Consider the following 23,614-nt stretch of genomic DNA (forward strand, 5'->3'; position numbering starts at 1 on the left):
CTGCACAGTTTCTATGCACAACTCTTGTGCATAGAAACTGTGCAGAGATAGTGTGCGTCCCATGGAGAACGCATCCCCGCCCCCGGACGCACCGCGCGCCGTCCACCTCGACAACCGGCAGGTCCGCGTCCTGGCCCATCCGCTGCGGATGCGGCTGCTCGGCACGCTGCGCGTGGACGGCCCGGCGACAGCGACCACCCTCGCCGAGAAGCTGGACACCAACACCGGGGCGACCAGCTACCACCTGCGGCAGCTCGCCGAGGTGGGGCTGGTGACCGAGGACCCCGACCGGGGCACCTCCCGCCAGCGGTGGTGGCGGGCGGCGCACGACATCAGCAACTTCGAGCCGACGGACTTCGACGACGACCCCGATGCCCGGGCGGCGGTGGAGTGGATCCAGGGCGACCAGGTGCGGCTCTTGGCCGAGCAGGCCGAGCGGTGGATGGCCGCCGCGGCCGGCTGGTCCCGGGAGTGGCGGGACGCCGCCGGCATGGGGGACATGATGCTGTCGCTGGGACCGGCCCGGCTCCGCGCGCTCAACGACGAGCTGTGGGAGCTGCTGATGCGCTATCGGGACGAGGCGACGCCCGACGAGCCTGACGCCCGGTCCGTGCACGTCTTCCTCGCCGCGTTCCCCCGGGTGGAGGGGAAGCGGTGAGCGCGCTGTCCGTACGCCAGGTGCGCCGCCGCTTCCTCGTGCTGCACGGCCTGCGCTGGCTGCCCACCGGCCTGATGGTGCCGGTGATGATCCTGCTCATGCAGGAGCGCGGCCTGACGCTGTCCCAGATCGGCCTGGTCTCCGTCGCCCAGGGGCTGGTCGTGCTGGCGCTGGAGCTGCCCACCGGCGGGCTCGCCGACGCACTCGGGCGCCGCCCGGTCCTGATCGCCGCCTGGCTGGTAAACCTCGCCGCGCTCGCGCTCTTCGCGGTCGCCGACTCGTTCGCGCTGTTCTTCCTGGTCTGGGCGTTGCAGGGTGTCTTCCGGGCGCTGGACAGCGGCCCGCTGGAGTCCTGGTACGTCGACGCCACCCTGGCCGCGGACCCGAAGGCCGAGTACGAGCCGGGCCTGGGCTACGCCGGCACCGTCATCGGCGTGGCCATCAGCGCCGGCGCGCTGCTCGGCGGCGGGCTGGTCGCGCTCGGCCCGGTCGGGCCGGTCAGCGCCCTCACCGTCCCGGTGCTCGTCGCCGCCGCGCTCCAGGTGGTGGCCCTGGTCGCGCTGCTGGTGCTGCTGCGCGAGGTCGGCCCGGCGAAGGGCGCCGGCGCGCTGCGGGCGTCGGTCGCCGAGGCGCCGCGGATGGTCGGGCAGGCGTTCGGGCTGCTGCGCCGCTCCCGGGTCCTGCTCGCCCTGGTCTCCGTCGAGCTGTTCTGGGGCTTCGGCATGGTCACGTTCGAGTCGCTGCTCCCGGTCCGGCTCGCCGAGGTGGTCGGCGACCCGGACCGGGCGGCGGCCCTGCTGGGGCCGGCCAACTCGGCGGCCTGGCTGGCCGGGGCGGCCGGCGCCGCGCTCACCCCGCTGCTGCTGCGCTGGCTGGGCGCCGCGCCGAGCGCCGCCCTGCTGCGGATCCTGCAAGGGGTGACGGTGGTCGGGATGGGCCTGCTCGCCGGCCCGGCCGGGGTGCTGGTCGCCTACCTCGCCTGCTACACCGTGCACGGGGCGTCCAACCCCCTGCACATGGGTCTGCTGCACCGGCAGGTCGACGGCCCGTACCGCACCAGCGTGATCTCGCTCAACTCGATGATGGGCCAGCCCGGCTTCGCCCTCGGCGCCATCGTGCTCACGGCGCTCGCCGACGCCGTCAGCGTCAGCACCGCCATGCTCGTCGGCGCGGTGGTGCTGGCCGTCGCCGCCCCGCTCTACCTGCCCGCCTGGCGCGCCGGCCGTCACCCCGCCCCCGCTGCGAACACCGGCCCCGCGTCCGGTGCCGTCCCCGCGACCGGCTCCGCGCCGGAGACCGGGTCGGGCCCGCCGGGGGCGGGGGACGACTGCCGCCAGTCGGTGGGTGGACGGCCGGAGGCGGACGCCGCGCCCGCGCCCGGCGGCTGACGGTCCCTGCTCGCCGCGTTCCACACGGCTCGGGCGCCATCCGCGATGTCGGCGTCCGGCAGCACGGTCGGGGGGGGCCCCCCCCCGGGGGGCCCGCCCCCCCCCCCCGCCCCGGGGCCCCCCCGGCGGGGGCCGGGGGCGGGGGGGGCCCCCCGCCGCGGGACCCGGGGGGCCCGCGCCCCCGGCGCGGGGGGGGGCCGGGCCGGGGCGCCCGGCCCCCCCCCGGGGGGGGCCCCCCCCCGGGGGGGCGGCGCCGCCCCCCCGGGGGGGGGGCCCCCCGCGGGGGGGCCCCCCCCCGACCGTTCAGGCCAGGTGCACCGAGCTGCGGGCCAGGGTGCCGGTGAAGCCGAGCCGCCGGTAGAGCCGGATCGCCCCGACGTTGGCGGTGTAGACGCCGAGCGCCACGGTGTCGTGGCGGGCGAACAACGCCCGGGTCATCCCGGCGGTCAGCGCCGCGCCCAGCCCTCGGCCCCGCATCTCGGGGGCGACGGTCAGGCCGGCGAGGAATCCGACGTCGCCCCGGCTGCGGTCCGCCCCGCAGGCGACGATCCGGTCGCCGTCGCGGATGCCGTACCAGTCGACGACCCGGGGGTCGCCCGGGCGGGAGGTGGTGGTCGGGAACGACTCGTCGATCAGCGCGGCCAGCGCCGGGTGGTCGGCCTCGGTGAGCCGGACCACCCGCTCCTCCGCGGCCTGGCGTGGCGGCGCGGTCGCGGCCCAGAGGAAGTCCCACTCGTCGTGCCGCGCCACGGCCAGCCGGCCGGCCAGCGCCGCCGGGTCGAGTCGCGGCAGGTGCAGCCACTGGCCGGGGCGCAGCACGCCCCGCGCGACGAGGTCGGCGAAGACGTCGACCGCCGGGCCGGGGGCGCCGACCGCGCCGCCGGCCGGGCCGTGGTCCGCCGGGAGCAGCCAGCCGACCGCGTCGTCGCGCCGCCAGCCGCGCGGCTGCTCCCCGAGCCAGAGCGAGTGCCGGGCGTACGGGTGGTGGCCGGCGGCCGCCAGGATGGCGTCCCGCCCCTCCAGGACCTGGTCGGCGATGATCATGTTGCCAGCCTAGAACGCCCGTCGGACCCCCGTCGGCGGACCCCGGACGACCTTGCGGGGCCGGGCCGGTCCACGGTGGAGATTGGCGAGCGGACCGATCGGGTACATCCCGCGCCGACCCATCGGGAACCCCCACCGGAGGAACGACATGCTCGCCATTCTCGCGGCGATCGTTTTCGGCTTCGCCCTGCTCCTCGACCTCTTCGACACCAACCTCGGTGCGCCGGACCTGCTGAACCCGTCCACCCTGCTGATGCTGGGCCTGCTGCTGCTCTCGCTCTACCTGGCCGGCGTCGGCAGCGCCCCGCGCGGCGGGGGCGGCGGCCGCTGGTACCGGGGCCGGCGTCCGGGCCGGGGCTGACCGTAAACGATCATCAGCGGTCCCGCCCCGCGGCGCGCTTCCGGCGCGCTGGGGCGGGACCGGTACTGTTCTCGTGATGGAGTCCGACGCCCTCTTCTCCCTCGGTGAGCCCGCCGGAGCGCCCCCCGCGCCCGCGGGTTCCGTAGGTGTGGACGGCTTCACGGCGGTGGGGGAGGATTCGCCCCTGCCGGTCCGGATGCGCCCGCGCAGCATCGACGAGCTGGTCGGGCAGGACCACCTGCTCGCGCCGGGCGCCCCGCTGCGCCAGCTCGTCTCCGCCAGCGCGCCGATGTCGGTCATCCTGTGGGGACCGCCGGGCAGCGGCAAGACGACCATCGCGCACCTGGTGGCCCGCGCCACCGACCGCCGCTTCGTCGCCATGTCGGCGCTCACCGCCGGGGTCAAGGACGTGCGCGCGGTGATCGAGACGGCCCGCCGGCAGCGCCGCTCCGGCGGCCCGCAGACCGTGCTCTTCATCGACGAGGTGCACCGGTTCAGCAAGACCCAGCAGGATTCCCTGCTCGCCGCCGTCGAGGACCGCACCGTCACGCTGCTGGCGGCGACCACCGAGAACCCGTACTTCTCGGTCATCTCACCCCTGCTGTCGCGGTGCGTGCTGCTCACCCTCCAGCCGCTGGACGACGCGGCGGTGCGCGGCCTGCTGCGCCGCGCGGTCACCGACGAGCGGGGGCTCGGCGGCGCGCTGAGCCTGGAGTCCGAGGCCGAGGACCATCTCGTCCGCCTCGCGGCCGGTGACGTGCGCAAGGCGCTCACGGCGCTGGAGGCGGCGGCGGCCTCGGCGACGGCGCTCGGCGCCGGGCGGATCGACCTGGCCACCGCCGAGCAGGCGGTCGACGTGGCGGCCGTGCGCTACGACCGCGCCGGCGACGCCCACTACGACGTGACGAGCGCCTTCATCAAGAGCATGCGCGGCTCGGACGTGGACGCGGCGCTGCACTGGCTGGCCCGGATGCTGGTCGCCGGCGAGGACGCCCGGTTCATCGCCCGCCGCCTGGTCATCTTCGCCAGCGAGGACGTCGGCATGGCCGACCCCACCGCGCTCGGCGTCGCCACCGCCGCCGCCCACGCCGTCGAGTTCGTCGGGCTGCCCGAGGCGCAGCTCAACCTCGCCCAGGCGGTGATCCACCTGGCCACCGCCCCGAAGTCGAACTCGGCCACCGCCGCGATCGGCGCGGCGATCGCCGACGTGCGGGCGGGCCGGGGCGGGCCGGTGCCGCGCGGGCTGCGCGACGCGCACTACTCCGGCGCCAAGGGGCTGGGCCACGGCACCGGTTACCGCTACCCCCACGACGACCAGCGCGGCGTGGTCACCCAGCAGTACGCTCCCGACGACCTCGTCGGCACCGACTACTACCGGCCCAGCCAGCACGGCGCGGAGCGGGCGGTGGCCACCCGGCTGCCGCTGCTGCGCCGCATCGTCCGCGGGCTGCCGGCCCCGGTCGCGCCGCCGCAGGCGCCGGTGGCGGTGGCGAGCGGACCGGCGGGAAACGGCCGCCGCCCGGCGGACCCGGGCGGCGCCGGCGCGGCGCGAGAGGGCGGCAGTGACGCCGCCGAGGAGGGTCAGCAGTGAGATCGCGTGGTTCGGAGCGACCGGAGGACGGCCCGGACGAGCGGCGCGACTCCCGCGCCAAGGGTCGCCGCTGGGGGCGGGGCAAGGCCGAGGCCGAGCCCGAGGAGCCGATCAGCGGCGAGGAGTTCGGCTGGATCGACGACCTGCGCTCGGCCAAGCAGCAGCGGACCGAGCTGGGGCCGGGCGGGGTGGAGCCCGGCCCGCCCGCGGGCGCGCCGACGCCTCCCGGCCCGGCCGAGCCGCCCCACCGCGCCCCCGGTCCGGCCGCGGCGCCTCCGGTCCGTCGCGGCGGGGCGGAACCCCCGCGCGCCCGGCCGACGGACGGGCCCTGGCCCGGCGCCACGGAGCCCCGGCCGGTCGGCCCGGCGGCTCCCGCGTCCGGGGCCGCCCCCGCGCCGCCCGCGCGCCACGCCCCGGCGGGTCGCCCGCAGCCCGGGCCCGACGGCGCCGACCGGCGCCCGCGGCCCGTCTCGGGCCCACCGACCGGCCCTCCGTCCGGCCCGCAGGGCGGCGTGTCGGCCGGCCCGCGCCCGTCCGCCGGCCCGACGAGCGGCGCACCGGGCGGCCGGTCCGCCGGCGCGCCGGCGGGCCCGCCGACCGGTGTCCCGGCCGCCCGTCCGCCGGCCGGCCCACCGGTCCATCCGCACCCGGGTCCCGCCGCGGCCCCCCGGTCCGGGCCCTCCGCCGGCCCGCCGGTGGGTCCCCCGGGCGCACCGCACACGGCAGCGCCGGTGGAACCACCACCGGGCCGGCGTCCCGGGCGGGCCCCCGCGCCGGGCGGCGTGCCGGCGGCGGGTGCCTCGGGTCGTCCGGGCGGCTCCGTGGGCGCCGCCCGGGTCGGCGTTCCGCCGCCCGGCGCCGTCCCGCCCCTCGGCCCGCCGACCGGCGAGCCGCGTGCCACCCCGGCCGACGAGCGCGACCCCCGGTCCGGCCGGATGCGGCGCGGACCGGTCGATGCGGGCGGCCCCGCGCCGGCGGAGGGAACCGGGCACGCGGCGTCGGCCACCCCGGCGGCCGGCCCCGGCGGTGCGCCGGTGGGCGGCGCCACCGACCGCCGCCGCCCCACCGCCGGCCGCCGCCGCGCCACCGAGCCGGACGAGCCGTCCGTGCCCCGCTCCGGCAACGCCCCGCCGGTGCCCGGCGCGCCGTCCGCGCCCGCCGTCGGGTCGGTGCCTCCGCAGGGCGGCCCCGCTCCACGTGGTCGGCGGCCCGCGCCCGAGGAGGCGGATACGCCGAGCCGGGGCCGGCCCGTGACCGAGGACGCCGGCCCCTCCGCCCGGGCGCGTCGGGCCGCGGACGGCGGCGCCGCACCGGCGCCCGCCCGCCGGCCGGACGGGGTGACCGGACCGACCGGGGGGCACCGGGCAACCCCGGGCGAGGGAGAGGATCCGGTGCCGGGTCGCCGCGCGGCACCCGGCGACGGGGAGTCGGGCCGGCGGCGGGCCAGCCCCGCGGAACCCCGGGACGGCCGACCGGAACGCCCGGCCGACTGGCTCCGGCAGGCCGGCCGCACCCACCACACCGACCCCGCCCTGCCGACCGTCACGCGGCCGGCGGCGCCACCCGTTGCCGGGGGGCCGCCGGTGGCATCCGCGCCGGAGCGGCACGTCGCCGGGAGCGGCCGCGCTCCCACGGGCCGGGCGCGGCCCGCCGCGCAGCCGCCGCGCCCCGGCGACGACACCGGACAGGTGACGGGTCGGGCCCGGCCCGGCGGTGAACCGCCCCGGCCGGCCGACGGCGCACACTCCGGTCCGCCGCCCGCCCGGGGCGCCGCACGACCGGCGCCGGCCGGGCCACCGCCCGCGCCGGCCGGACCGGCTGCGGGCGAGGCCCGCCCCGGCGGCCGGGCCCGTCCGGACACAACCCAGGGCCGACCGGTCCGGGGCGGCGCGCGACCGGACGCCACGCCCGGCCAGGGCCGAGCCGCCGTGCCCCCGCCCGGGGCCGCCCACGCGGGCGGGACGCCGGCCGGCGCCGCCAGCGCCGCCGTCCCGCCGGCCGGGGCCGCCCACGCCGGCGAGACGCCGGCCACCACGACTGCGCCGGGCGCCGCCGGGCCGGCCGGCCCGCGCCGGCCGGGGGCCACGCCGCCCGGCCCCGCCCGGACGGGCACGCCCGCGCCGGTTCCGGCCCGGCCCGCCGCGGCCGCGGCGGGCCCCGCCCGGCCGCCCGCCGACGGGCGGGACCGACCCGAGCCGACGTCCGGCGCGGGTCCCCGGCCCGGCCCGGCCGGCCAGCCCGGGGTGGCCCGGGCCGCCGCCCCGGCGCCGCGCCCCGGACCGGAGGACCGGGCCGCCGGCCGCGCCCTCCCGCCGCAGCGCGAGTCCGGGCGACCGGAGCCGTCGGGCGTCCCGCCGGTGCCACCGCCGGGAGCCGGCGAGCCGGCGGTGGCCCGTGCCGCCGCGGCCGTACCGTCCGTCGATCCGGCCGCCACGCGGCCGGGGCCGGTGGACGGGCCGGCGCTGCGGCGGGCCGCGGAGTCGGAGTCGCCCGACGACGACGCGTCCGCCCCCGGCGGGCTGCGCGGCGCCCGGTCGGAGCTGCGGCGGCAGATGCGCGAGCGGCGGCGGCTGCGGATGGGCGTCCTGGCCCTGGTCAGCGTGGTGCTCCTCGGGGCGATCCCGCTCTTCTTCGGCATCCGCACCCTCAGCCGCGACCCGGTCTTCGACACCCTCGACGAGCTGAACGTGCCGGGTTGGGCGGCGGTGAAGACGGTCGACGACGTCAGCGGCAGCAGGTGGTGCCTGCTCGACTGCCGGCTGCGCGAGCGCACCATCACCTCCGAGCGGCCACCGGAGGAGACCGCGCGGGTCTACGAGCGGGCGCTGACCGAGGACGGCTGGCGGCCGTGGCGGGTGACCCGCTGCCCCGAGCAGCAGGAGAAGGGCAGCTACACCTGCTGGCGTCGCGACGAGCTGACCCTCGACCTCTGGGTGCGCGAGCGGACCTGCGTGCCGCCGCCGGTGGACGGGGAGCCGGCCGTGGTGCCGTCGCCCGACCCCTCGGCCGCTGCGGAGCAGTGCGCCGGATCGTTGGTCTCGGTGAAGGTCCGCAACGCGATCGACGACGAGCGGACCCGGCCACAGCCGAGCACCGACCCGTCGCTGACCGGAGAGGACCCCTTCCCGACGCTCAGCGAGGATCCGCTCGGCGAACTGACACCCTCACCGTCCTGAGCCGGTTTCCATCACGGACGGTAGGGTCTGGGGCTGGCGGATCCGCCTGCTCCCGCTGACCCCCTGGGTCGCCGAGCGGCGGTGTGGGCAAGACGGTCGCGCGTTCCGGGGACGTCCGGTCCCCGGGACCCTGCTTGAGGAGGACAGGCGTGGACTTTGGAGAGGTCGCGGCGCTGATCGCGGCGATCGCGTTCGCGATGCTGGTGTTGATCCTGACGCTGCCCATCCTGCGGCTGCGGCACACCGTGGACGCCACCACCCGGATGATCAACGACCTCAACGACCGCACCGCGCCGCTGCTGGGCGACGTCAACACCACGGTCAGGAACGTGAACACCGCCCTGGAGCAGGTGCAGACCTCCCTGGACGGGGTGAACCTGCAGCTCGCCAAGGTCGACACCATGACCAGCCACGCGCAGAACGTCACCGCCAACGTCGCGAACCTGGCCACCGTCGTCTCCGCCGCCGCCGCGAACCCGCTGGTCAAGGTGGCCGCCTTCGGCTACGGCGTCCGCAAGGCCGCCGCCGCCCGCCGGCACGCCGAGACCGAGCGCGAGGTGCGCGACACCATCAAGCAGCAGCGGCGGGCCGCCAAGCGCGGCAACCGCTGACGGCCACGACCAGGAGGAGCACGAGAATGAGGCGGTTGTTCTGGCTCGGCATCGGGCTGGCCGTCGGCGTGGTCGTGGTCCGCAAGGCGACCCGCACCGCGCAGGCGTACACCCCCGCCGGCATCGCCAGCACGTTGTCCGAATCCGCTGGCGGGCTGGCGGAGTCGCTGCGTAGCTTCGTGGAGGACGTCCGCATCGCGATGGCCGAGCGCGAGCAGGAGATCCACGAGGCGTTCGCCCAGGGTGAGGCGTTCGACGACCAGTTCGCCGAGTTGCGGGAGGACCCGCGCGTCGGCGACCGAGAGATCTTTCCGGAGGAACACCAGCGATGAAGACGGCGGAGATCAAGCGGCGGTACCTCGCCCATTTCGAGGCGAACGGCCACGCCGTGGTGCCGTCCGCTCCGCTGCCCGCCATCAGCGACCCGAACCTGCTGTTCGTCAACGCCGGCATGGTGCAGTTCGTCCCCTACTTCCTGGGGCAGCAGACCCCGCCGTACCGGCGGGCGGTCAGCGTGCAGAAGTGCATCCGTACGCCGGACATCGACGAGGTCGGCAAGACCAGCCGGCACGGCACGTTCTTCCAGATGAACGGCAACTTCTCCTTCGGTGACTACTTCAAGGACGGGGCGATCCCGCTCGCCTGGGACCTGGTCACCAAGTCGCAGGAGCAGGGCGGGTTCGGTCTCGACCCGGAGCGGATCTGGCCCACCGTCTACCTCGACGACGACGAGGCGTTCGACATCTGGCGCTCCGTCGGCGTGCCCGCCCAGCGGATCGTGCGCCGGGGCAAGGCGGACAACTTCTGGTCGATGGGCATTCCCGGCCCGTGTGGCCCCTGCTCCGAGCTGTTCTACGACCGCGGCTCCGAGTACGGCCGCGAGGGCGGCCCGGCGGTCGATGAGGACCGCTACATGGAGTTCTGGAACCTCGTCTTCATGCAGTTCGAGCGGGGTCCGGGCACCGGCAAGGAGGACTACCCGATCCTCGGGGACCTGCCGGCGAAGAACATCGACACCGGCATGGGCCTGGAGCGGATGGCCTCCATCCTCCAGGGCGTCGACAACCTCTACGAGATCGACGAGGTCCGGCCGATCCTCGACAAGGCCGCCGAGCTGACCGGCAAGCGCTACGGCGCCCAATCCGGCCACGTCGCCAGCGAGTCGCACCCGGACGACGTCCGGCTGCGGGTGATCGCCGACCACGTGCGTACGGCGCTGATGCTGATCGGTGACGGGGTCACCCCGAGCAACGAGGGGCGCGGCTACGTGCTGCGGCGCATCATGCGCCGGGCGATCCGGGCGGTGCGGCTGCTCGGCTGGCAGGAGCGGGCGCTGCCCGAGCTGCTGCCGGTGGCCCGGGACTGCATGTCCCCGTCGTACCCGGAGCTGGCCGCCGACTTCGACCGGATCGCGGACTACGCGTACGCGGAGGAGGACGCGTTCCTGTCCACCCTGCGCGCCGGCACGACGATCCTGGACACGGCGATCGCCGAGACCCGGACGGCGGGGAAGTCCAGCCTGTCGGGCGAGAAGGCGTTCCAGCTGCACGACACGTACGGCTTCCCGATCGACCTGACCCTGGAGATCGCGGCCGAGCAGGGGCTGGCGGTCGACGCGGAGGGCTTCCGCCGGCTGATGGCCGACCAGCGGGCCCGCGCCAAGGCCGACGCGCAGGCGCGCAAGACCGGGCACACCGACCTGTCGGCGTACCGGTCGGTACTCGACTCGGGCGGCCCGGTGCGTTTCACCGGCTACAGCGAGGTGTCCCGCGAGTCGACGGTCCGGGCGGTGCTCGGCGTCGACGGCCCCCGCCAGGCGGCGGTCGAGGGGGACACGGTCGAGCTGGTGCTCGACGCCACCCCGTTCTACGCCGAGGGCGGCGGGCAGCAGCCCGACCTGGGCATGATCACGGTCGGCGGCGGCCAGGTCGAGGTGCTCGACGTGCAGCAGCCGGTGCCCGGCCTGATCGTGCACCGCGCCCGGGTGGTCCGGGGCGAGGTGCGGGCGGGGGAGACCGGCTACGCGGAGATCGACACCACCCGCCGGCGGGCCATCTCCCGGTCGCACACCGCGACCCACCTGGTGCACCAGACCATGCGCAACTTCCTCGGCGAGTCCGCGACCCAGGCCGGGTCGCTGAACGCCCCGGGCCGGCTGCGGTTCGACTTCAACACCCCGACCGGGGTGGCGCCGAGCGTGCTGCGCGACGTGGAGCAGCAGGTCAACGAGGTGCTCCTCGCCGACCTGGAGGTGCACGCGTTCATCACCTCCCTGGAGGAGGCGCGGCGCATCGGCGCGATGGCGCTGTTCGGCGAGAAGTACGGCGAGGAGGTGCGGGTCGTCGAGGTCGGCGACTACGCCCGGGAGCTGTGCGGCGGCACCCACGTCGCCCGCTCCGGCCAGCTCGGCCTGGTCAAGATCCTCTCCGAGTCGTCGATCGGTTCGGGCGTCCGCCGGGTCGAGGCGCTGGTCGGCATGGACGCGTTCAACTTCCTGGCTCGCGAGCACCTGCTGGTGTCCCGCCTCGCGGAGCTGTACCGGGTGCCCAACGACCAGGTCGCCGACCGGGTCGAGCAGACCGTGACGCAGCTTCGCGACGCCGAGAAGGAGCTGGAGAAGCTCCGGGCCCAGCTGGTGCTCGGCGGCGCGGCGGCGCTCGCCGCGCAGGCGAAGGACGTGCGGGGCGTGGCGTACGTGGGCACCGAGGCGCCGGAGGGCGCGGCCGGTAACGACGTGCGGACGCTGGCCCAGGAGATCCGGGGCAAGATCGACCCGGCCCGGCCGGCGGTCGTCGCGGTGGCGGCCCGGGCAGGAGGCAAGGTTTCCCTGGTGGTCGCGGTGAACCCGGCTGCCCGCGGCCGGGGCCTGGCCGCCTCCGATCTGGTCAAGGCGGCCTTCTCCGGGCGCGGCGGCGGCAGCCCCGACCTGGCCCAGGGTGGCGGCCTGCCGGCGGCCGAGGCGCCGAACCTGCTGCTCACGGTCGAGAAGGCGATCGCCGAGGCGTGAGGCGAGACCGCAGCGACCAGGGCGGACCCGGGTGGTCCGCCCTGGTTCGCCGTTTCGGGGGGAGTAACCGACGGTGAGCGAGTTGTCCCGCGGTGTCCGGCTCGGGGTGGACGTCGGGCAGGTCCGGGTCGGGGTGTCCCGCTCCGACCCGCACGGCGTGCTGGCCACCCCGCTGGTCACCCTCGCCCGCGACCTCACCGCCGGCCCGGACGCGGTGCCGAGCGACATCGCCGAGCTCGCCGCGCTGGTGGCCGAGCACGAGGCGGTCGAGGTCGTCGTCGGCCTCCCGGTCAATCTCGCCGGCAAGCACGGTCCGGCGGCCGTCCACGTGAAGGCGTACGCTGACCGACTGGCCGATGTAATAGCGCCCGTTCCGGTGGCGCTCACCGACGAGAGGATGTCCACGGTCGTGGCGTCTCGTAGGCTTGCCGAGCGTGGTGTCCGGGGGAAACGGCAACGGGCGGTGGTCGACCAGGCTGCCGCGGTGGAGATTCTGCAGAGCTGGCTGGACGCGCAGCGGAGGCGGACGCGATGATCGACGATCTGGACCTCGGGTTCGACGAGCAGGAGCGGGGGGAGAAGGGAAAGCACCGGCGCAGCGCGATGCGTAAGCGCAACGGTGGCTCCGGCGGCGGCCGGGGCAGGACCGTCCTGGCCCTGCTGCTCGCCCTGGTCCTGCTGGGCGGGATCGGGGGCGGGGCCTTCTACGGCTTCGACCGGGTCCAGAACTACTTCGTCACCCCCGACTACGACGGCAGCGGCACCGGCGAGGTGACGGTCGAGATCAAGCAGGGTGCGCTGATCGCCGACATGGCCGACGCGCTCGTCGCCGCCGGGGTGGTCAAGAGCGCCAAGGCGTTCGTCGAGGCCGCCGAGGCGAACTCGCGCAGCAAGAACATCCAGCCGGGCACCTACAAGCTGCGCAAGCAGATGAGCGGCGAGAGCGCGGTCGCCGCGATGCTCGACCTGAAGAACAAGATCGTCAATGGGGTGACCATCCCGGAGGGCCGGACGGCGAAGAACGTCTACAAGCTGCTCTCCGCGGAGACCAAGATCCCGGTCAAGGAGTTCGAGGCGGCGGCGAAGGACCCGATCGCGCTCGGCGTGCCGGACTGGTGGTTCAAGCGCACCGACGGCAAGAAGGTCAAGCCGTCGATCGAGGGCTTCCTCTACCCGGACACCTACGAGATCCCGCCGAAGGCGACCGCCGAGACCATCCTCAAGCTGATGGTGGAGAACTTCCTCAGCGTGACCGGCGAGATGAAGTTCGCCGACCGGGTGCAGAAGGAGCGCGGCGGCATCAGCCCCTACGAGGCGCTGATCGTCGCCTCGCTGGCGCAGGCGGAGGCGGGCAACAAGGACGACCTGGGCAAGGTGGCCCGGGTCGCCTACAACCGGGTGTTCGGCGAGTTCCCGTGTAACTGCCTCGAGATGGACGTGACAGTCAACTACTACCTGGAGTCGATCGGTAAGCCGACCAAGCGCTCCGGCGACATGACCACTGCCGAACTCGACGACCCGAAGAACCCGTACAACCGCAAGCTGCGCGGCCTCGTGCCCACGCCGATCAACAACCCGGGCAAGCAGGCCATGGAGGGCGCGATGGATCCGCCGCCCGGCAAGTGGCTCTTCTTCGTGGCGATCGACAAGGCGGGGCACTCGGCCTTCGCCGAGACCTTCGCGGAGCACGAGAAGAACATGGCCAAGGCCAAGGAGGCCGGGATCATCTGATGGCGGCGACACGGCGGGCGGGGGTGCTCGGCAAGCCGATCGCGCACTCCCTCTCCCCGGTGATCCACCACGCCGGCTACGCGGCGGCGGGGCTGACCGGGTGGTCGTACACCCGGATCGAGTGCGCGGCGGCGGAACTGCCGGACGTGGTCGCCGGCCTGGGCCCGGAGTGGGCCGGGCTGTCGGTGACGATGCCGGGCAAGGAGGCGGCGCTCGCGGTGGCCGCCGAGGTCTCGCCGGTCGCCGCCGCCGTCGGCGCCGCCAACACGCTGGTACGCCGACCGGACGGCTCCTGGTACGCCGACAACACCGACGTCGTCGGCATGGTCGAGGTGCTCACGGACGCCGGGGTGCGCCCCGGCGCGACCGTGACGGTGCTCGGCGCGGGCGGCACCGCCCGGGCGGCGGTGGCGGCGGCCGGGCGGCTCGCCGCCCACGCCGTGAGCGTGGTGGCCCGCCGCCCGGAGGCGGTCGAGGAGTTGCGCCCGGTGGCGCGCGCGGTCGGCGTGCAGCTGGCCGGCGCGCCCTGGGCCGACGCGGCCGACCGGTGCCGCGCCGACGTGGTGGTCTCCACCGTGCCGAAGGGTGTCGCCGACCCGCTCGCCGGCGCGGTCGCCTGGCGGGCCGAGACGGTGCTCTTCGACGCGCTCTACGACCCGTGGCCGACGCCGCTGGCCGCCTCGGCCCGGGCCGCCGGCTGCCGGATCGTCTCCGGACTCGACCTGCTCCTGGCCCAGGCGGTGGGCCAGTTCGAGCACTTCACGGGCGTCGCCGCGCCCCGGGCCGCGATGGCCGCCGCGTTGGCCGCCGCGCGCGCCGGCTGACCGTCCTCGCGGGACGGGAGTGTCCCCTGTGGTCGTCCGGGGCATCCTTAGGCGACGGTTAAGACGCGCTTACGTCCGGCTGTCCTGCGCACGTCGCGTCACGGTCGTGGATACGCTGCTGACCGTCACCGTCCCAGACACAGGGAGTGTTCCTTGAGCAGGCACGGACTGCACCGCCTCACCCGGCGCCGGGGCCCACGGCGCAAGGCCGTGGTGCTCGGCGTGGTCGGCACCACCGTCGTCGCCGGCATCGTGGCCACCACGATGCCGCTGCTGGCCGCCGACGACCTGTCGATCGGGGCGGTGGCGGACACCACGGCGACGACGGTGCCGCAGGACGGCGACAACGGTGCCAAGACCACGCTCGCCACCTGCCCGGCCCGCTGCGACGGCAACCCGCGCGGCGCCCGGGAGGCGGTCGTCCGGTTCGCCGTGACCACGCTGCCGGCCTCCGCCGTCAACGTCCGGGCCACGCTGCGGGTGCACGCCTGGCAGGGGTTCCCCGCCACGGTGACCGCGCACGCGTCCACGGTCGACGCCGGCGCGGCGCGCCCGGCGCCGACAGCGGCGGGCGCGACCCTGGACACCGTCTCCGGGGTGACGGCGGGGTTCAACGAGTGGGACGTGTCGGCACTGGTCAGGGGGAACGGCACCTGGACGGTCTCGCTGGCGCAGGCCGGCCCGGAGACGCGGATCTACTGGGCGTCGACGGAGCACCGCAACCCCGACCTGCGTCCGCGCCTGGAGATCCGCTACGACGTCGGCACCCCGCCCACGCCGGCGGTGACCAGCGCCGCGCCCTCGCCGAGCCGGACGGTGGCGCCGACGCCCGCGCCGCGGCCGACCCCCAGCGCCAGCCCGACCCGGCCGACGCCGAGCCCGTCCGCGAGCACGACGGGCGGCACGGGGCGGTGCGGCGAGGTGTCGAGCAGGCTCGTGCCCTCCTGCGGCGCCTGGTGGGGGATGTACTCCCCGGCCGGGGCCGACGACGGGTGGAACCACGGCGCCGCGGTCGCCGAGGTGGAGGCGCAGGTCGGGCGGAAGTTCGACGTCGTGCACCGCTACCACGACTTCTCCAACGCCGGCAGCAACGGCGCGTTCCCGGACTCCTACCAGCGGCAGCAGATGCGCGAGGGCCGGCTGATGTTCTTCGCCTGGGAGTCGCGGATCTTCTCCTCCGGCACCGTGCTCACCTGGCAGGACGTCTACAGCGGCCGGTACGACGCCACCATCGACGCGGTCGCCGGCCGGATCCGGGACACCGGCGTGCCGGTCTTCATGGGCTTCGACCACGAGCCGGAGGACGAGCCGGCGAAGGGCAGTGACGCCGACTTCGTCCGCGCCTGGCGGCACGTGCACGACCGGTTCGCCGCGGCGGGCGCCCACAACGCCGTCTGGGTGTGGACGATGATGGGCTGGTCCGGCCACTACGACCGGTACGCCGCCCTCTACCCGGGTGACCGGTACGTCGACTGGGTGGGCTACGACCCGTACAACTTCCACGTCTGCAACGGCAGCAGGGTGTGGAAGAGCCCGGCCACCACCATCGGCGGCTTCTACCGGTGGCTGGACGAGCACCGTCTCGGCGTCGGCAAGCCGCGGATGCTCGCCGAGTTCGGCACCAACTTCGACGCGGCCGATCCGGACGCCAAGCGGCGGTGGTTCGAGGAGTTCCCGGCGGCCCTGAAGGCGCACCCGAAGATCAAGGCCGCGATCTACTTCAACTCGGCCGGGATGACCCGCAAGTCGAGCACCTGCGACATGACGATGAACCACGACGCGTCGGCCGTGGCCGGGTTCGCCCGCGCCGGGCGCGACAGCTACCTGCGACAGCCCACCGGGGGGAGTCGCTGACCTGATGTGACCGGGTGATGACTCAGTGCTGTCGCGATGAGTCGGACATCCGACTCGTCACGCGCGCTGTCGTCATGCCGATGCGGTGACCGCCCAATCGGCGGATATCGCCATCCGGGGTCGGCAGGGCACGCTACGCGGGTTCTCTTCCACGTTGGAGGCGTAGCGTGCCCGAAATCCCGCTCTCTCGGCGATTCGCCGGATTCCGCGCCCGGGCGGCGGTGGTCACGCTGGTGACCCTCGCCGCCGTGCTGGCCGTCCCCACCGGGACCTCCGCCGCCGTGGTGCCGGCTCCCGAACCGGCGACCCTGGTCTCGGCGAACCCGGCCGACGCCACACCCCACGCCAGGGACGGCGAGACGCGCGCCTTCGCGCAGGTCGGTTCCACGGTGTACGTCGGCGGCAGCTTCACCCAGATCCGGCAGACCGCCAGCGCGGCGTGGACCACCCAGCGCTACCTCTTCGCGTACGACCGGGCCACCGGGACGATCTCCACCACCTTCCTGCCGGTGCTCGACGGGGCCGTCAACACCCTCGTCGCCGGGCCGGGCGGCACGCTGATCGTGGGCGGCGCCTTCAAGACCGTCAACGGCGTCTCCCGCAAGAACCTGGTGGCGCTGAACCCGACCACCGGCGCGATCGTCGACAGCTGGGTCGGCCGCTCCGACGGCGGCACCGTCCGGGACGTGGCGCTGCACGGCAACTGGCTCTACGTGGCCGGCGCGTTCAACTGGCTCAACGGCGCGGCGCACGCCGGCCTGGGCCGGCTCAACGCCACCACGGGCGCGATCGACCCGACCTTCAACGTCAACGCCACCGTCGGACGCCACAGCACCACCTCGTACGTGTGGACCATCGACGTCTCGCCGGACGGCGGCACCCTGGCCGTCGGCGGCAACTTCCTGTACGTCAACGACCTGCCGCGCAACCAGATGGCGCTGGTCGACCTGTCGGGCACGCCGACCGTGCTGGACTGGAGCACCGAGAAGTTCGTCCCGCCGTGCGCGGCGCCGGCGACCTTCGTGCACTACGTGCAGGACGTCAAGTTCGGCGGCGACGGCAGCTGGTTCGTCGTCGGCACCAACGGCGGCGCCGGCTGGCCGGCCGCGTACTGCGACGCGCTGGTGCGGTTCGAGACCGCGGCCCGGGGCGCCGGGCAGCTCGGCACCTGGGTCGACTACACCGGCAACGACACCATCACCTCCGTCGAGGTCGCCGACAACGTCATCTACCTCGGCGGGCACTTCCGCTGGCTGAACAACCCGAACGCCAGCGACCAGGCCGGCGCCGGCGCGATCGACCGGCTGGGCATCGCCGCGGTCACGCCGGCCACCGGCATGCCGGTCAACTGGAACCCGCGCCGCAGCGGCAGCGCGTCCATGCCGGCCGGCACCAGCAACTGGGGCTCGTCGGTGCCGGTGCTCTGGCGCGGCAGCGACGGCCTCTACTTCGGCCACAACTCCGACGGGATGGGCAACGAGTACCACGGCCGGCTCGGGATGTTCCCGCTGACCGGCGGGCGCACCATCACCCCGAAGAACGCGCCGACCGCGACCGCCGGCAACCTCTACGTCGGCACCGGCCCCGGCCAGCTGGCCAAGGTTCCGTTCGACGGCACCGGCACCGGCGCCCCCACCACCGTCAGCCAGCCCAACTACACCGCGGCCGGCGCGACCTGGCGGGTGGCCGACCGGATCTACTGGTCGCACACGGTCGCCGGCACCCCCACCGGCAGCCGGATCGACATCTCGATGTTCAACGGCGGCGCGATCGGCGCGCCGTGGGAGGCGTCCGGCTACAACGACTGGTTCAACCCGGCCGCGATGACCGGCGCGTTCTACCTCGACGGCCGCCTCTACTACACCCGGACGGGCGCCAGCGGCCTCTACTACCGCTACTTCGAGATCGACGGCAACTACCTCGGCGCCACCGAGTTCACCCTGCCCACCACCGGGGTCGCCTGGTCGACCGTGCGCGGCATGGCCTGGGTCGCCGGGAAGATCGTCTACGGCGCCACCGACGGGGCGCTGCGCAGCGTCCCGTTCGACCCGACGGCCGCCCCGGCGGTCGACGGGGCGGCGGCGACGGTCGTCGCCCCGGCGGCGGCCGGTGTGAGCTGGTCCACCCCGTCGACGTTCTTCTCCGTGCAGTGACGGTCAACCGTTCGTAACGGATATCGGTAGATTGTTCACGTTGGGCCGGCGACGGATCAGCCGTCGCCGGCCCGCCGACGTAGGGAGGGGTCGTTGGTCGGCGTGGGTGGGATCCGCCGGGGCCTCGTGGTGCGGGCCGTCTTCGCGGTCAAGCGCGGCTGGTACCGGCTGCGCTACCCCGGGCTGACGCTGGGTCGGGGCGTGGAGATCCGCGGCCGGATCCGGCTGCGCCGAGGCGTACGGGTGAGCATCGGCGACCGCACCCGGCTCAACAAGCTGGTCCGCTTCGCCGGTCCCGGCGAGGTGCGGGTCGGCACCGACTGCCTGCTGAACGCCACCTGGATCGGCACCTGGACGTCGGTCACGATCGGCGACCGGTGCCTGCTCTCGGACTGCGAGCTGCTGGACAACGACTTCCACAACCTGCCACCCGAGCAGCGCCACGACCCGCCCGTCCCCGCCACCCGCGCCCCGATCACGATCGAGGACAACGTGTGGATCGGCGCGCACGCCCTGGTGATGAAGGGCGTGCGGATCGGCCGCGACAGTGTCGTGGGCGCCGCCACGGTGGTCCGCACGGATGTGCCGCCACGGGTCGTGGTCGCCGGAAATCCACAACAGACGGTGAAGAAGTTCCATGACTGACGCTCCTCCGCACTCCTGGTCCACCGACGTTCCCGCCAACGGTGGCGGGGCGGGCCGCACCGTCACGCTGACCGACCTGCTCCGCGTCCCCCTGCACCGCATCCGGCTGGTGGCGGCCGTCGCCGCCGTCGGCCTGCTCGCCGCCCTCGGCTACGTGTTCCTCGTTCCCGCCGCGGTGACCGCCAGCGCCGTCGTGGCGGTGCGCCCCGTGGTCACCGACGCGTTCACGCCCAGCGGGGCCAACGCCGACCGGGCCGTGAACATGAACGTGGAGAGCGGCATCGCCACCGGCACCGAGGTGGTGCAGCGGCTGGCACAGGCGGGCGGGCTGGATCCGCGCGAGGTGCGCGACGCCCTGGAGGTGGAGGTGCCCACCGGCGGGCAGATCCTGCGCTTCGTCTACCAGGCGCCCACCGCCGAGCAGGCGGTCGAGGGCGTCAACCTGGCCGCCCGGGCCTACCTGGACGTGCGCCGGGCGATGTACGAGAAGCAGCGGGAGGAGATGCTGCGCTCGTACGACGAGAGCATCAGCAAGGTCGCCGCGCAGCAGGCCGCCCTGCAGAAGCGCGTCAACAACGCCCGGGAGGGCGCCGTCGACGCCGCGGTGACCGAGCTCGCCGGCATCAACAACCAACTCACCCAGCTCAACGCCGCGCGCACCGAGATCGCCGCGGTGGACGTCAACCCCGGCTGGGTCACCCAGACCGCCGAGCGGGCCCTGGCCTCCTCCGCCGGCAACGGCCCGCTCTACCTGCTCGCCGGCCTGCTCGGCGGGGCGCTGCTCGGCGTGGTGCTGGCGTACGCCTGGGAGTCCGTCGACCGGCGGATCCGGTCGGTCGACGACGGCCGCGACGCCACCGGCCTGCCGCTGCTCGGCACGGTCCGCAGCCGCGGGTGGCGCGGCCGCAAGGAGGCCGTCGACGCCGACATCCGGTACGTCGCGATGGCCATCGCCGAGCGGGTGCGCCAACCCGCCCGGGTGTCGCTGCTGACCGCCCGCGAGGAGGACCCGACGGCCATCACCGCCGGGCTGGCCGTCGCCCTGGCGGCCGTCGGCCGGGAGGTCTTCGTCGCCGACGACAGCGGCCGCGCCGAGCGGCTGCGGGCCACGGTGCTCGCCGACCGGGAGCGGCTGCCGGCCGCGGCCGACCCGTCCCGCCCGGCCGTCCCGAAGCCCCGCCCGGCCGGCTCGGCGGACGAGGCCGTCGGCGGCCCGCCGCAGCCGGCGGCCCGCCGACCGTCGCCGCACCCGCCCGGCGCGCGCCCGTCCACCGACCCGGACGCCACACTCACCCTGCCCCGGGTCTCCAACGTGGCGACCGGCGACAAGGGCCGGGTGACGGGCGCGGACCCGGTGAAGGTGGGCGTGGGCAGCGTCCGCTTCGGCACCTGGCGGCAGGGCGCGGACCACAGCCTCGTGCTGTTCAACGCCCCGCCGGCCGAGTCCGACGAGCGCGGCGTCGCCGTCGCCCGGCAGGGCACCGCCGTCGTGGTGGTCGAGCGCGACCGCACCCGGCAGAACGACCTGCGCCGGCTCGTGGAGCGGCTGCGCGCCGCCGGGGTCAACCCGCTCGGCTTCGTGCTGACCCGCAGCGGCCGGGGCTGAGCGGTGCCGGTCACGCGCGCGCCGGCCACGAGTGAGCCCGCCGGGCGCCCGAACACCGCCGCCCCGCTGCCACGGCCGCCGACACCGCCCCGGCTGCCGCTCTGGCCGCTGGCCGCGATGTTCGGCCTGGTGCCCGTGTGGTGGCTGACCGGGGCGTTCTACCTCGGCTGGCCGTTGCTCGGCGCGCTGCTGTTCGCGCTGCTGGTCATCCGGGGGCGGGTGCCGCTGCCCCCGGCCGCCGGGATCTGGCTGCTGTTCCTGGCCGTCGTGGTGGTCAGCGCCACCCAACTCCAGTCGCCGGCCTCGGTGCTGACCTTCGCCCTGCGGCTCGCCTTCTACGTCACCGCGCTCGTGGTCGGCGTCTACGTCTACGCGGTCGCCCGCGAACGCGCCGATCTGGTCGTGGTCCTCGTGCCGCTCTGCGCGTTCTGGTTCGCGCTGGTCGCGCTGGGCTGGCTGGGCGTCCTGGCGCCCCGGTTCGCGCTGACCACCCCGGTGGAGGTGCTGCTCCCGGGCGGGGTGGCCCGCACCCCGTTCATCCACGACATGGTCCACCTGAGCACCGCCGAGTACAGCGAGCGGTCGCTCAACCCGATCTACCGGCCGGCCGCGCCGTTCGCGTACACGAACAACTACGGCAGCGCGTACGCGATGACCCTGCCCTGCGTGGTGGCCTTCACCATGCTGCGCCGGCGCGGCGCGCTGCGCTGGGCGCTGCTGGCGTCGCTGCCGCTGTCGCTGGTCCCGGCCTTCCTCACGCTGAACCGGGCGATGTTCCTCAGCATCGGCGCCGGGCTCGCGGTGCTCGGCGTCCGGGCCGCCCTGCGCGGCAACGTCCGGGTGGCCGCGTCGATCGTCGGCGTGGTGGTCATCGGCGGAATCGCCACCCTGTTCATCCCGATCGCCGAGCTGATCGGCAACCGCGTCGAGGCCAGCGACACGAACACCGACCGGCTCTCCCTCTACGTCGAGGTGATCCGCCGGGTGAAGGAGTCGCCCTGGCTCGGCTACGGCGCGCCCGTCAACGTGGACACGGTCACGGCCCAGGCACCCATCGGCACCCAGGGGCAGCTGTGGATGGTGCTGTTCAGCCACGGCGTCCCCGCCCTGCTGTGCTTCCTCGCCTGGTTCGTCGCCGCCGCGCTGATCTGCGCCCGGGCCACCTCGGCCGCCGGGCAGTGGCTGTCGGTGGTGCCGGTGGTCTGCCTGGTGCAGATCCCCTTCTACGGCATGGCGAACCAGAACCTCGCGGTCGCCTTCTTCGCGGTCGCCTTCGCGATGGCGCTCACCGAACGGGAGGCGGCGGTCCGCTTCCGCCGCCCCCGCCCGGTCGTCCCGGAAGCGGCGCCGGCGTGACCGCCGCCACCCGCCCCCCGACCGGCGTCGCCGACCCGGCCGGGGACGGCGACGGACCGGTCGACGGCGCGGCCGAGACCCGGCGCAGCGCCCGCAGCGGGGTCGCCGGACTGATCGGCGCGGCCACCAGCGGCCTCTTCGGGTTCCTGCTCGCGGTCGTCATCACCCGCGGCTACGGCACGGTCGGCTCCGGCGCTTTCTTCGCCGCGGTCGGGGTGGTCACCGTCGCCACCGCGGTCTGCACCCTCGGCGCCGAGACCGGTCTGATGTGGGCGCTGCCCCGCCGCCGCCGCGGAGCCGGGGGCGACGCCGCCCGGGTGCTGCCGGTGGCCCTGCTGCCGCCGCTGCTGGCCGCGGTCGTCGTCGCCGTGGCCGGGGTGCTCGCCGCGGACGCGCTCGCCCCGCGCCTGCTCGACGACTCCGGCGCCGGCGGCGCGGCCCTGCTGACGGCCAGCTTCGCCGCGGTGCCGGTGGTGGTGGCGATGACGCTGCTGCTCGCGGCGCTGCGCTGCGTACGACCCATCCGGGCGTACGTCGGGGTGCAGTTCCTCCTGCTGCCGGTGGCGCGGCCGGCGCTGGTCGGCGCCGCCGTGCTCGCCGGCGGGGGTCTGCTCGCCGGCATGACCGGCTGGCTGGTCCCGGCGGCGCTCGCCCTGCTCGCCTGCCTGACGCTGGTCGTGGGCCCGCTCGGCGTCGGCCGGGGCGCGGCGCTGCGGCCGGAACGGGCCGACTGGTCGGCCTTCTGGCGCTTCGCCCTGCCCCGGGCCGCCTCCGCGGCGATCGACGCCGGCAACATGTGGGTGGGCGTGCTGCTCACCTCGGTGCTGGCCGGGCCGGCCGACGCGGGCGTCTTCGGCGCCGTCGGCCGCTACGTCCTCGCCGGCCAACTGGCCATGCAGGGGCTGCGGGTGGCGGTGTCGCCGCAGCTGTCGCGGCTGCTCGGGCGGGGCGAACGGGGTGCGGCGGCCGCCGTGCACCGGCAGCTGACCACCTGGGGGCTGGTGCTGTCCTGGCCGGTCTACCTGCTGCTCGCCGTCTTCGGCCCGGCCTTCCTCCAGCTCTTCGGGCCGGAGTTCACCGCCGGCGCCACCGCGATGACCGTGCTCGCGCTGGCCATGCTGGTCAACACCGGGGTCGGCAACGTGCAGAGCCTGCTGCTCATGGGTGGCCGCAGCGGCCTGCACCTGGCCGCCACGCTGGCCGGGCTGCTGGTCACCGTCTCCCTCGGCCTGTGGCTGATCCCGCAACACGGCGCGACCGGGGCGGCCCTGGCGTGGGCGTTCGGCATCGCCACCGAGAACCTCGCCGCGGCCGGCTGCGCCCGCGTCGTGGTCGGCCAGCCGCTGGTCGACGCGACGATGCTGCGGGCCGGGGCGGCCACCGTCATCGGGGTCGGGGTCGCGGCGGCGGTCGGGGTGCTGGCCGGCGGGCGGGGGATCGGCGGGCTGGTGGTGGCGGTGGGCGTGCTGACCGCCGGCTGCGTCGGCTTGTTGACGTTGCCCCGGGTGCGGCACGGCATCCGGGTGACCATGGTGCAGATCCGTGGGCGGCGGGAGGTGGCCCCGGCCGCCGCCGGGCCCGCCCCGGCCGAGTCGAAGGGCAGGTGAGG

At 75.6% G+C, this 23,614-nt stretch carries 18 protein-coding genes; 17 read left to right on the top strand and 1 reads right to left on the bottom strand.

All coding sequences use genetic code 11. The features are described 5' to 3' along the window. Positions 1 to 61: 61 nt before the first annotated feature. Both ACGF7U_RS23110 and ACGF7U_RS23115 read left to right on the top strand, forming a co-directional pair. On the top strand, positions 62 to 658 hold the full coding sequence (locus tag ACGF7U_RS23110; RefSeq protein WP_393109818.1) for an ArsR/SmtB family transcription factor: 597 nt from the start codon (positions 62 to 64) through the stop codon (positions 656 to 658). Continuing rightward, positions 655 to 2,046 (top strand): MFS transporter, encoded by a 1,392-nt coding sequence (locus ACGF7U_RS23115; protein ID WP_393109819.1) that lies wholly within the window; start codon positions 655 to 657, stop codon positions 2,044 to 2,046. Before ACGF7U_RS23110 ends, ACGF7U_RS23115 begins: the two co-directional genes overlap by 4 nt. A 303-nt stretch (positions 2,047 to 2,349) precedes the next feature. On the opposite strand, the gene ACGF7U_RS23120 is transcribed toward ACGF7U_RS23115, so the two are convergent. After that, on the bottom strand, positions 2,350 to 3,090 hold the full coding sequence (locus ACGF7U_RS23120) for a GNAT family N-acetyltransferase (RefSeq protein ID WP_393109821.1): 741 nt from the start codon (positions 3,088 to 3,090) through the stop codon (positions 2,350 to 2,352). A 148-nt stretch (positions 3,091 to 3,238) separates the two neighbouring features. On the opposite strand from ACGF7U_RS23120, the gene ACGF7U_RS23125 reads away from it, so the two are divergent. From ACGF7U_RS23125 to ACGF7U_RS23195, 15 genes are all read left to right on the top strand, one after another. Continuing rightward, the gene (locus ACGF7U_RS23125) at positions 3,239 to 3,451 is read left to right on the top strand and encodes a hypothetical protein (protein WP_350708997.1); all 213 of its coding nucleotides are present in this window, start codon (positions 3,239 to 3,241) and stop codon (positions 3,449 to 3,451) included. A 76-nt stretch (positions 3,452 to 3,527) separates the two neighbouring features. Further along, positions 3,528 to 5,042 (top strand): replication-associated recombination protein A, encoded by a 1,515-nt coding sequence (locus ACGF7U_RS23130; RefSeq protein WP_393109823.1) that lies wholly within the window; start codon positions 3,528 to 3,530, stop codon positions 5,040 to 5,042. Positions 5,043 to 7,594: 2,552 nt separating this feature from the next. Further along, positions 7,595 to 8,218, top strand: a complete 624-nt coding sequence (locus ACGF7U_RS23135) for a hypothetical protein (RefSeq protein ID WP_393109977.1) — start codon at positions 7,595 to 7,597, stop codon at positions 8,216 to 8,218. A gap of 149 nt (positions 8,219 to 8,367) precedes the next feature. Next, positions 8,368 to 8,829 carry a DUF948 domain-containing protein gene (locus tag ACGF7U_RS23140; protein WP_393109825.1) on the top strand — a complete coding sequence of 154 codons (462 nt, stop codon included), beginning with the start codon at positions 8,368 to 8,370 and terminating at the stop codon, positions 8,827 to 8,829. Positions 8,830 to 8,855: 26 nt separating this feature from the next. Next, positions 8,856 to 9,161, top strand: a complete 306-nt coding sequence (locus tag ACGF7U_RS23145; RefSeq protein WP_393109827.1) for a hypothetical protein — start codon at positions 8,856 to 8,858, stop codon at positions 9,159 to 9,161. Next, entirely contained in the window at positions 9,158 to 11,836 is a 2,679-nt protein-coding gene (gene alaS, locus ACGF7U_RS23150; RefSeq protein ID WP_393109829.1) for an alanine--tRNA ligase, read from the top strand. Before ACGF7U_RS23145 ends, alaS begins: the two co-directional genes overlap by 4 nt. Before the next feature lie 73 nt (positions 11,837 to 11,909). Then, positions 11,910 to 12,371: a Holliday junction resolvase RuvX gene (gene ruvX, locus ACGF7U_RS23155; protein WP_393109831.1), complete on the top strand. Its 462-nt coding sequence runs from the start codon at positions 11,910 to 11,912 to the stop codon at positions 12,369 to 12,371. Continuing rightward, on the top strand, positions 12,368 to 13,567 hold the full coding sequence (gene mltG / locus ACGF7U_RS23160) for an endolytic transglycosylase MltG (RefSeq protein WP_393109833.1): 1,200 nt from the start codon (positions 12,368 to 12,370) through the stop codon (positions 13,565 to 13,567). Before ruvX ends, mltG begins: the two co-directional genes overlap by 4 nt. Next, on the top strand, positions 13,567 to 14,391 hold the full coding sequence (locus tag ACGF7U_RS23165) for a shikimate dehydrogenase (RefSeq protein ID WP_393109835.1): 825 nt from the start codon (positions 13,567 to 13,569) through the stop codon (positions 14,389 to 14,391). Before mltG ends, ACGF7U_RS23165 begins: the two co-directional genes overlap by 1 nt. 153 nt (positions 14,392 to 14,544) lie before the next feature. Beyond that, complete coding sequence (locus tag ACGF7U_RS23170; RefSeq protein ID WP_393109837.1) at positions 14,545 to 16,245, top strand: glycosyl hydrolase; 1,701 nt, start codon at positions 14,545 to 14,547, stop codon at positions 16,243 to 16,245. A 221-nt stretch (positions 16,246 to 16,466) separates the two neighbouring features. Then, the gene (locus tag ACGF7U_RS23175; RefSeq protein WP_393109979.1) at positions 16,467 to 18,398 is read left to right on the top strand and encodes a hypothetical protein; all 1,932 of its coding nucleotides are present in this window, start codon (positions 16,467 to 16,469) and stop codon (positions 18,396 to 18,398) included. A 102-nt stretch (positions 18,399 to 18,500) separates the two neighbouring features. Then, positions 18,501 to 19,043, top strand: coding sequence for an acyltransferase (locus tag ACGF7U_RS23180; RefSeq protein ID WP_393109981.1), 543 nt, complete (start codon positions 18,501 to 18,503; stop codon positions 19,041 to 19,043). Further along, a complete protein-coding gene (locus ACGF7U_RS23185) occupies positions 19,036 to 20,649 on the top strand; it encodes a lipopolysaccharide biosynthesis protein (RefSeq protein WP_393109839.1) in 1,614 nt (537 codons plus the stop codon). Before ACGF7U_RS23180 ends, ACGF7U_RS23185 begins: the two co-directional genes overlap by 8 nt. 3 nt (positions 20,650 to 20,652) lie before the next feature. After that, positions 20,653 to 22,005, top strand: coding sequence for an O-antigen ligase family protein (locus ACGF7U_RS23190; protein WP_393109841.1), 1,353 nt, complete (start codon positions 20,653 to 20,655; stop codon positions 22,003 to 22,005). After that, positions 22,002 to 23,612 (top strand): lipopolysaccharide biosynthesis protein, encoded by a 1,611-nt coding sequence (locus ACGF7U_RS23195; protein WP_393109843.1) that lies wholly within the window; start codon positions 22,002 to 22,004, stop codon positions 23,610 to 23,612. The genes ACGF7U_RS23190 and ACGF7U_RS23195 overlap by 4 nt, the downstream gene beginning before the upstream one ends. Positions 23,613 to 23,614 lie beyond the last annotated feature (2 nt).

This window comes from Micromonospora sp. NPDC047670 (assembly GCF_043204915.1).
Lineage (GTDB): Bacteria > Actinomycetota > Actinomycetes > Mycobacteriales > Micromonosporaceae > Micromonospora.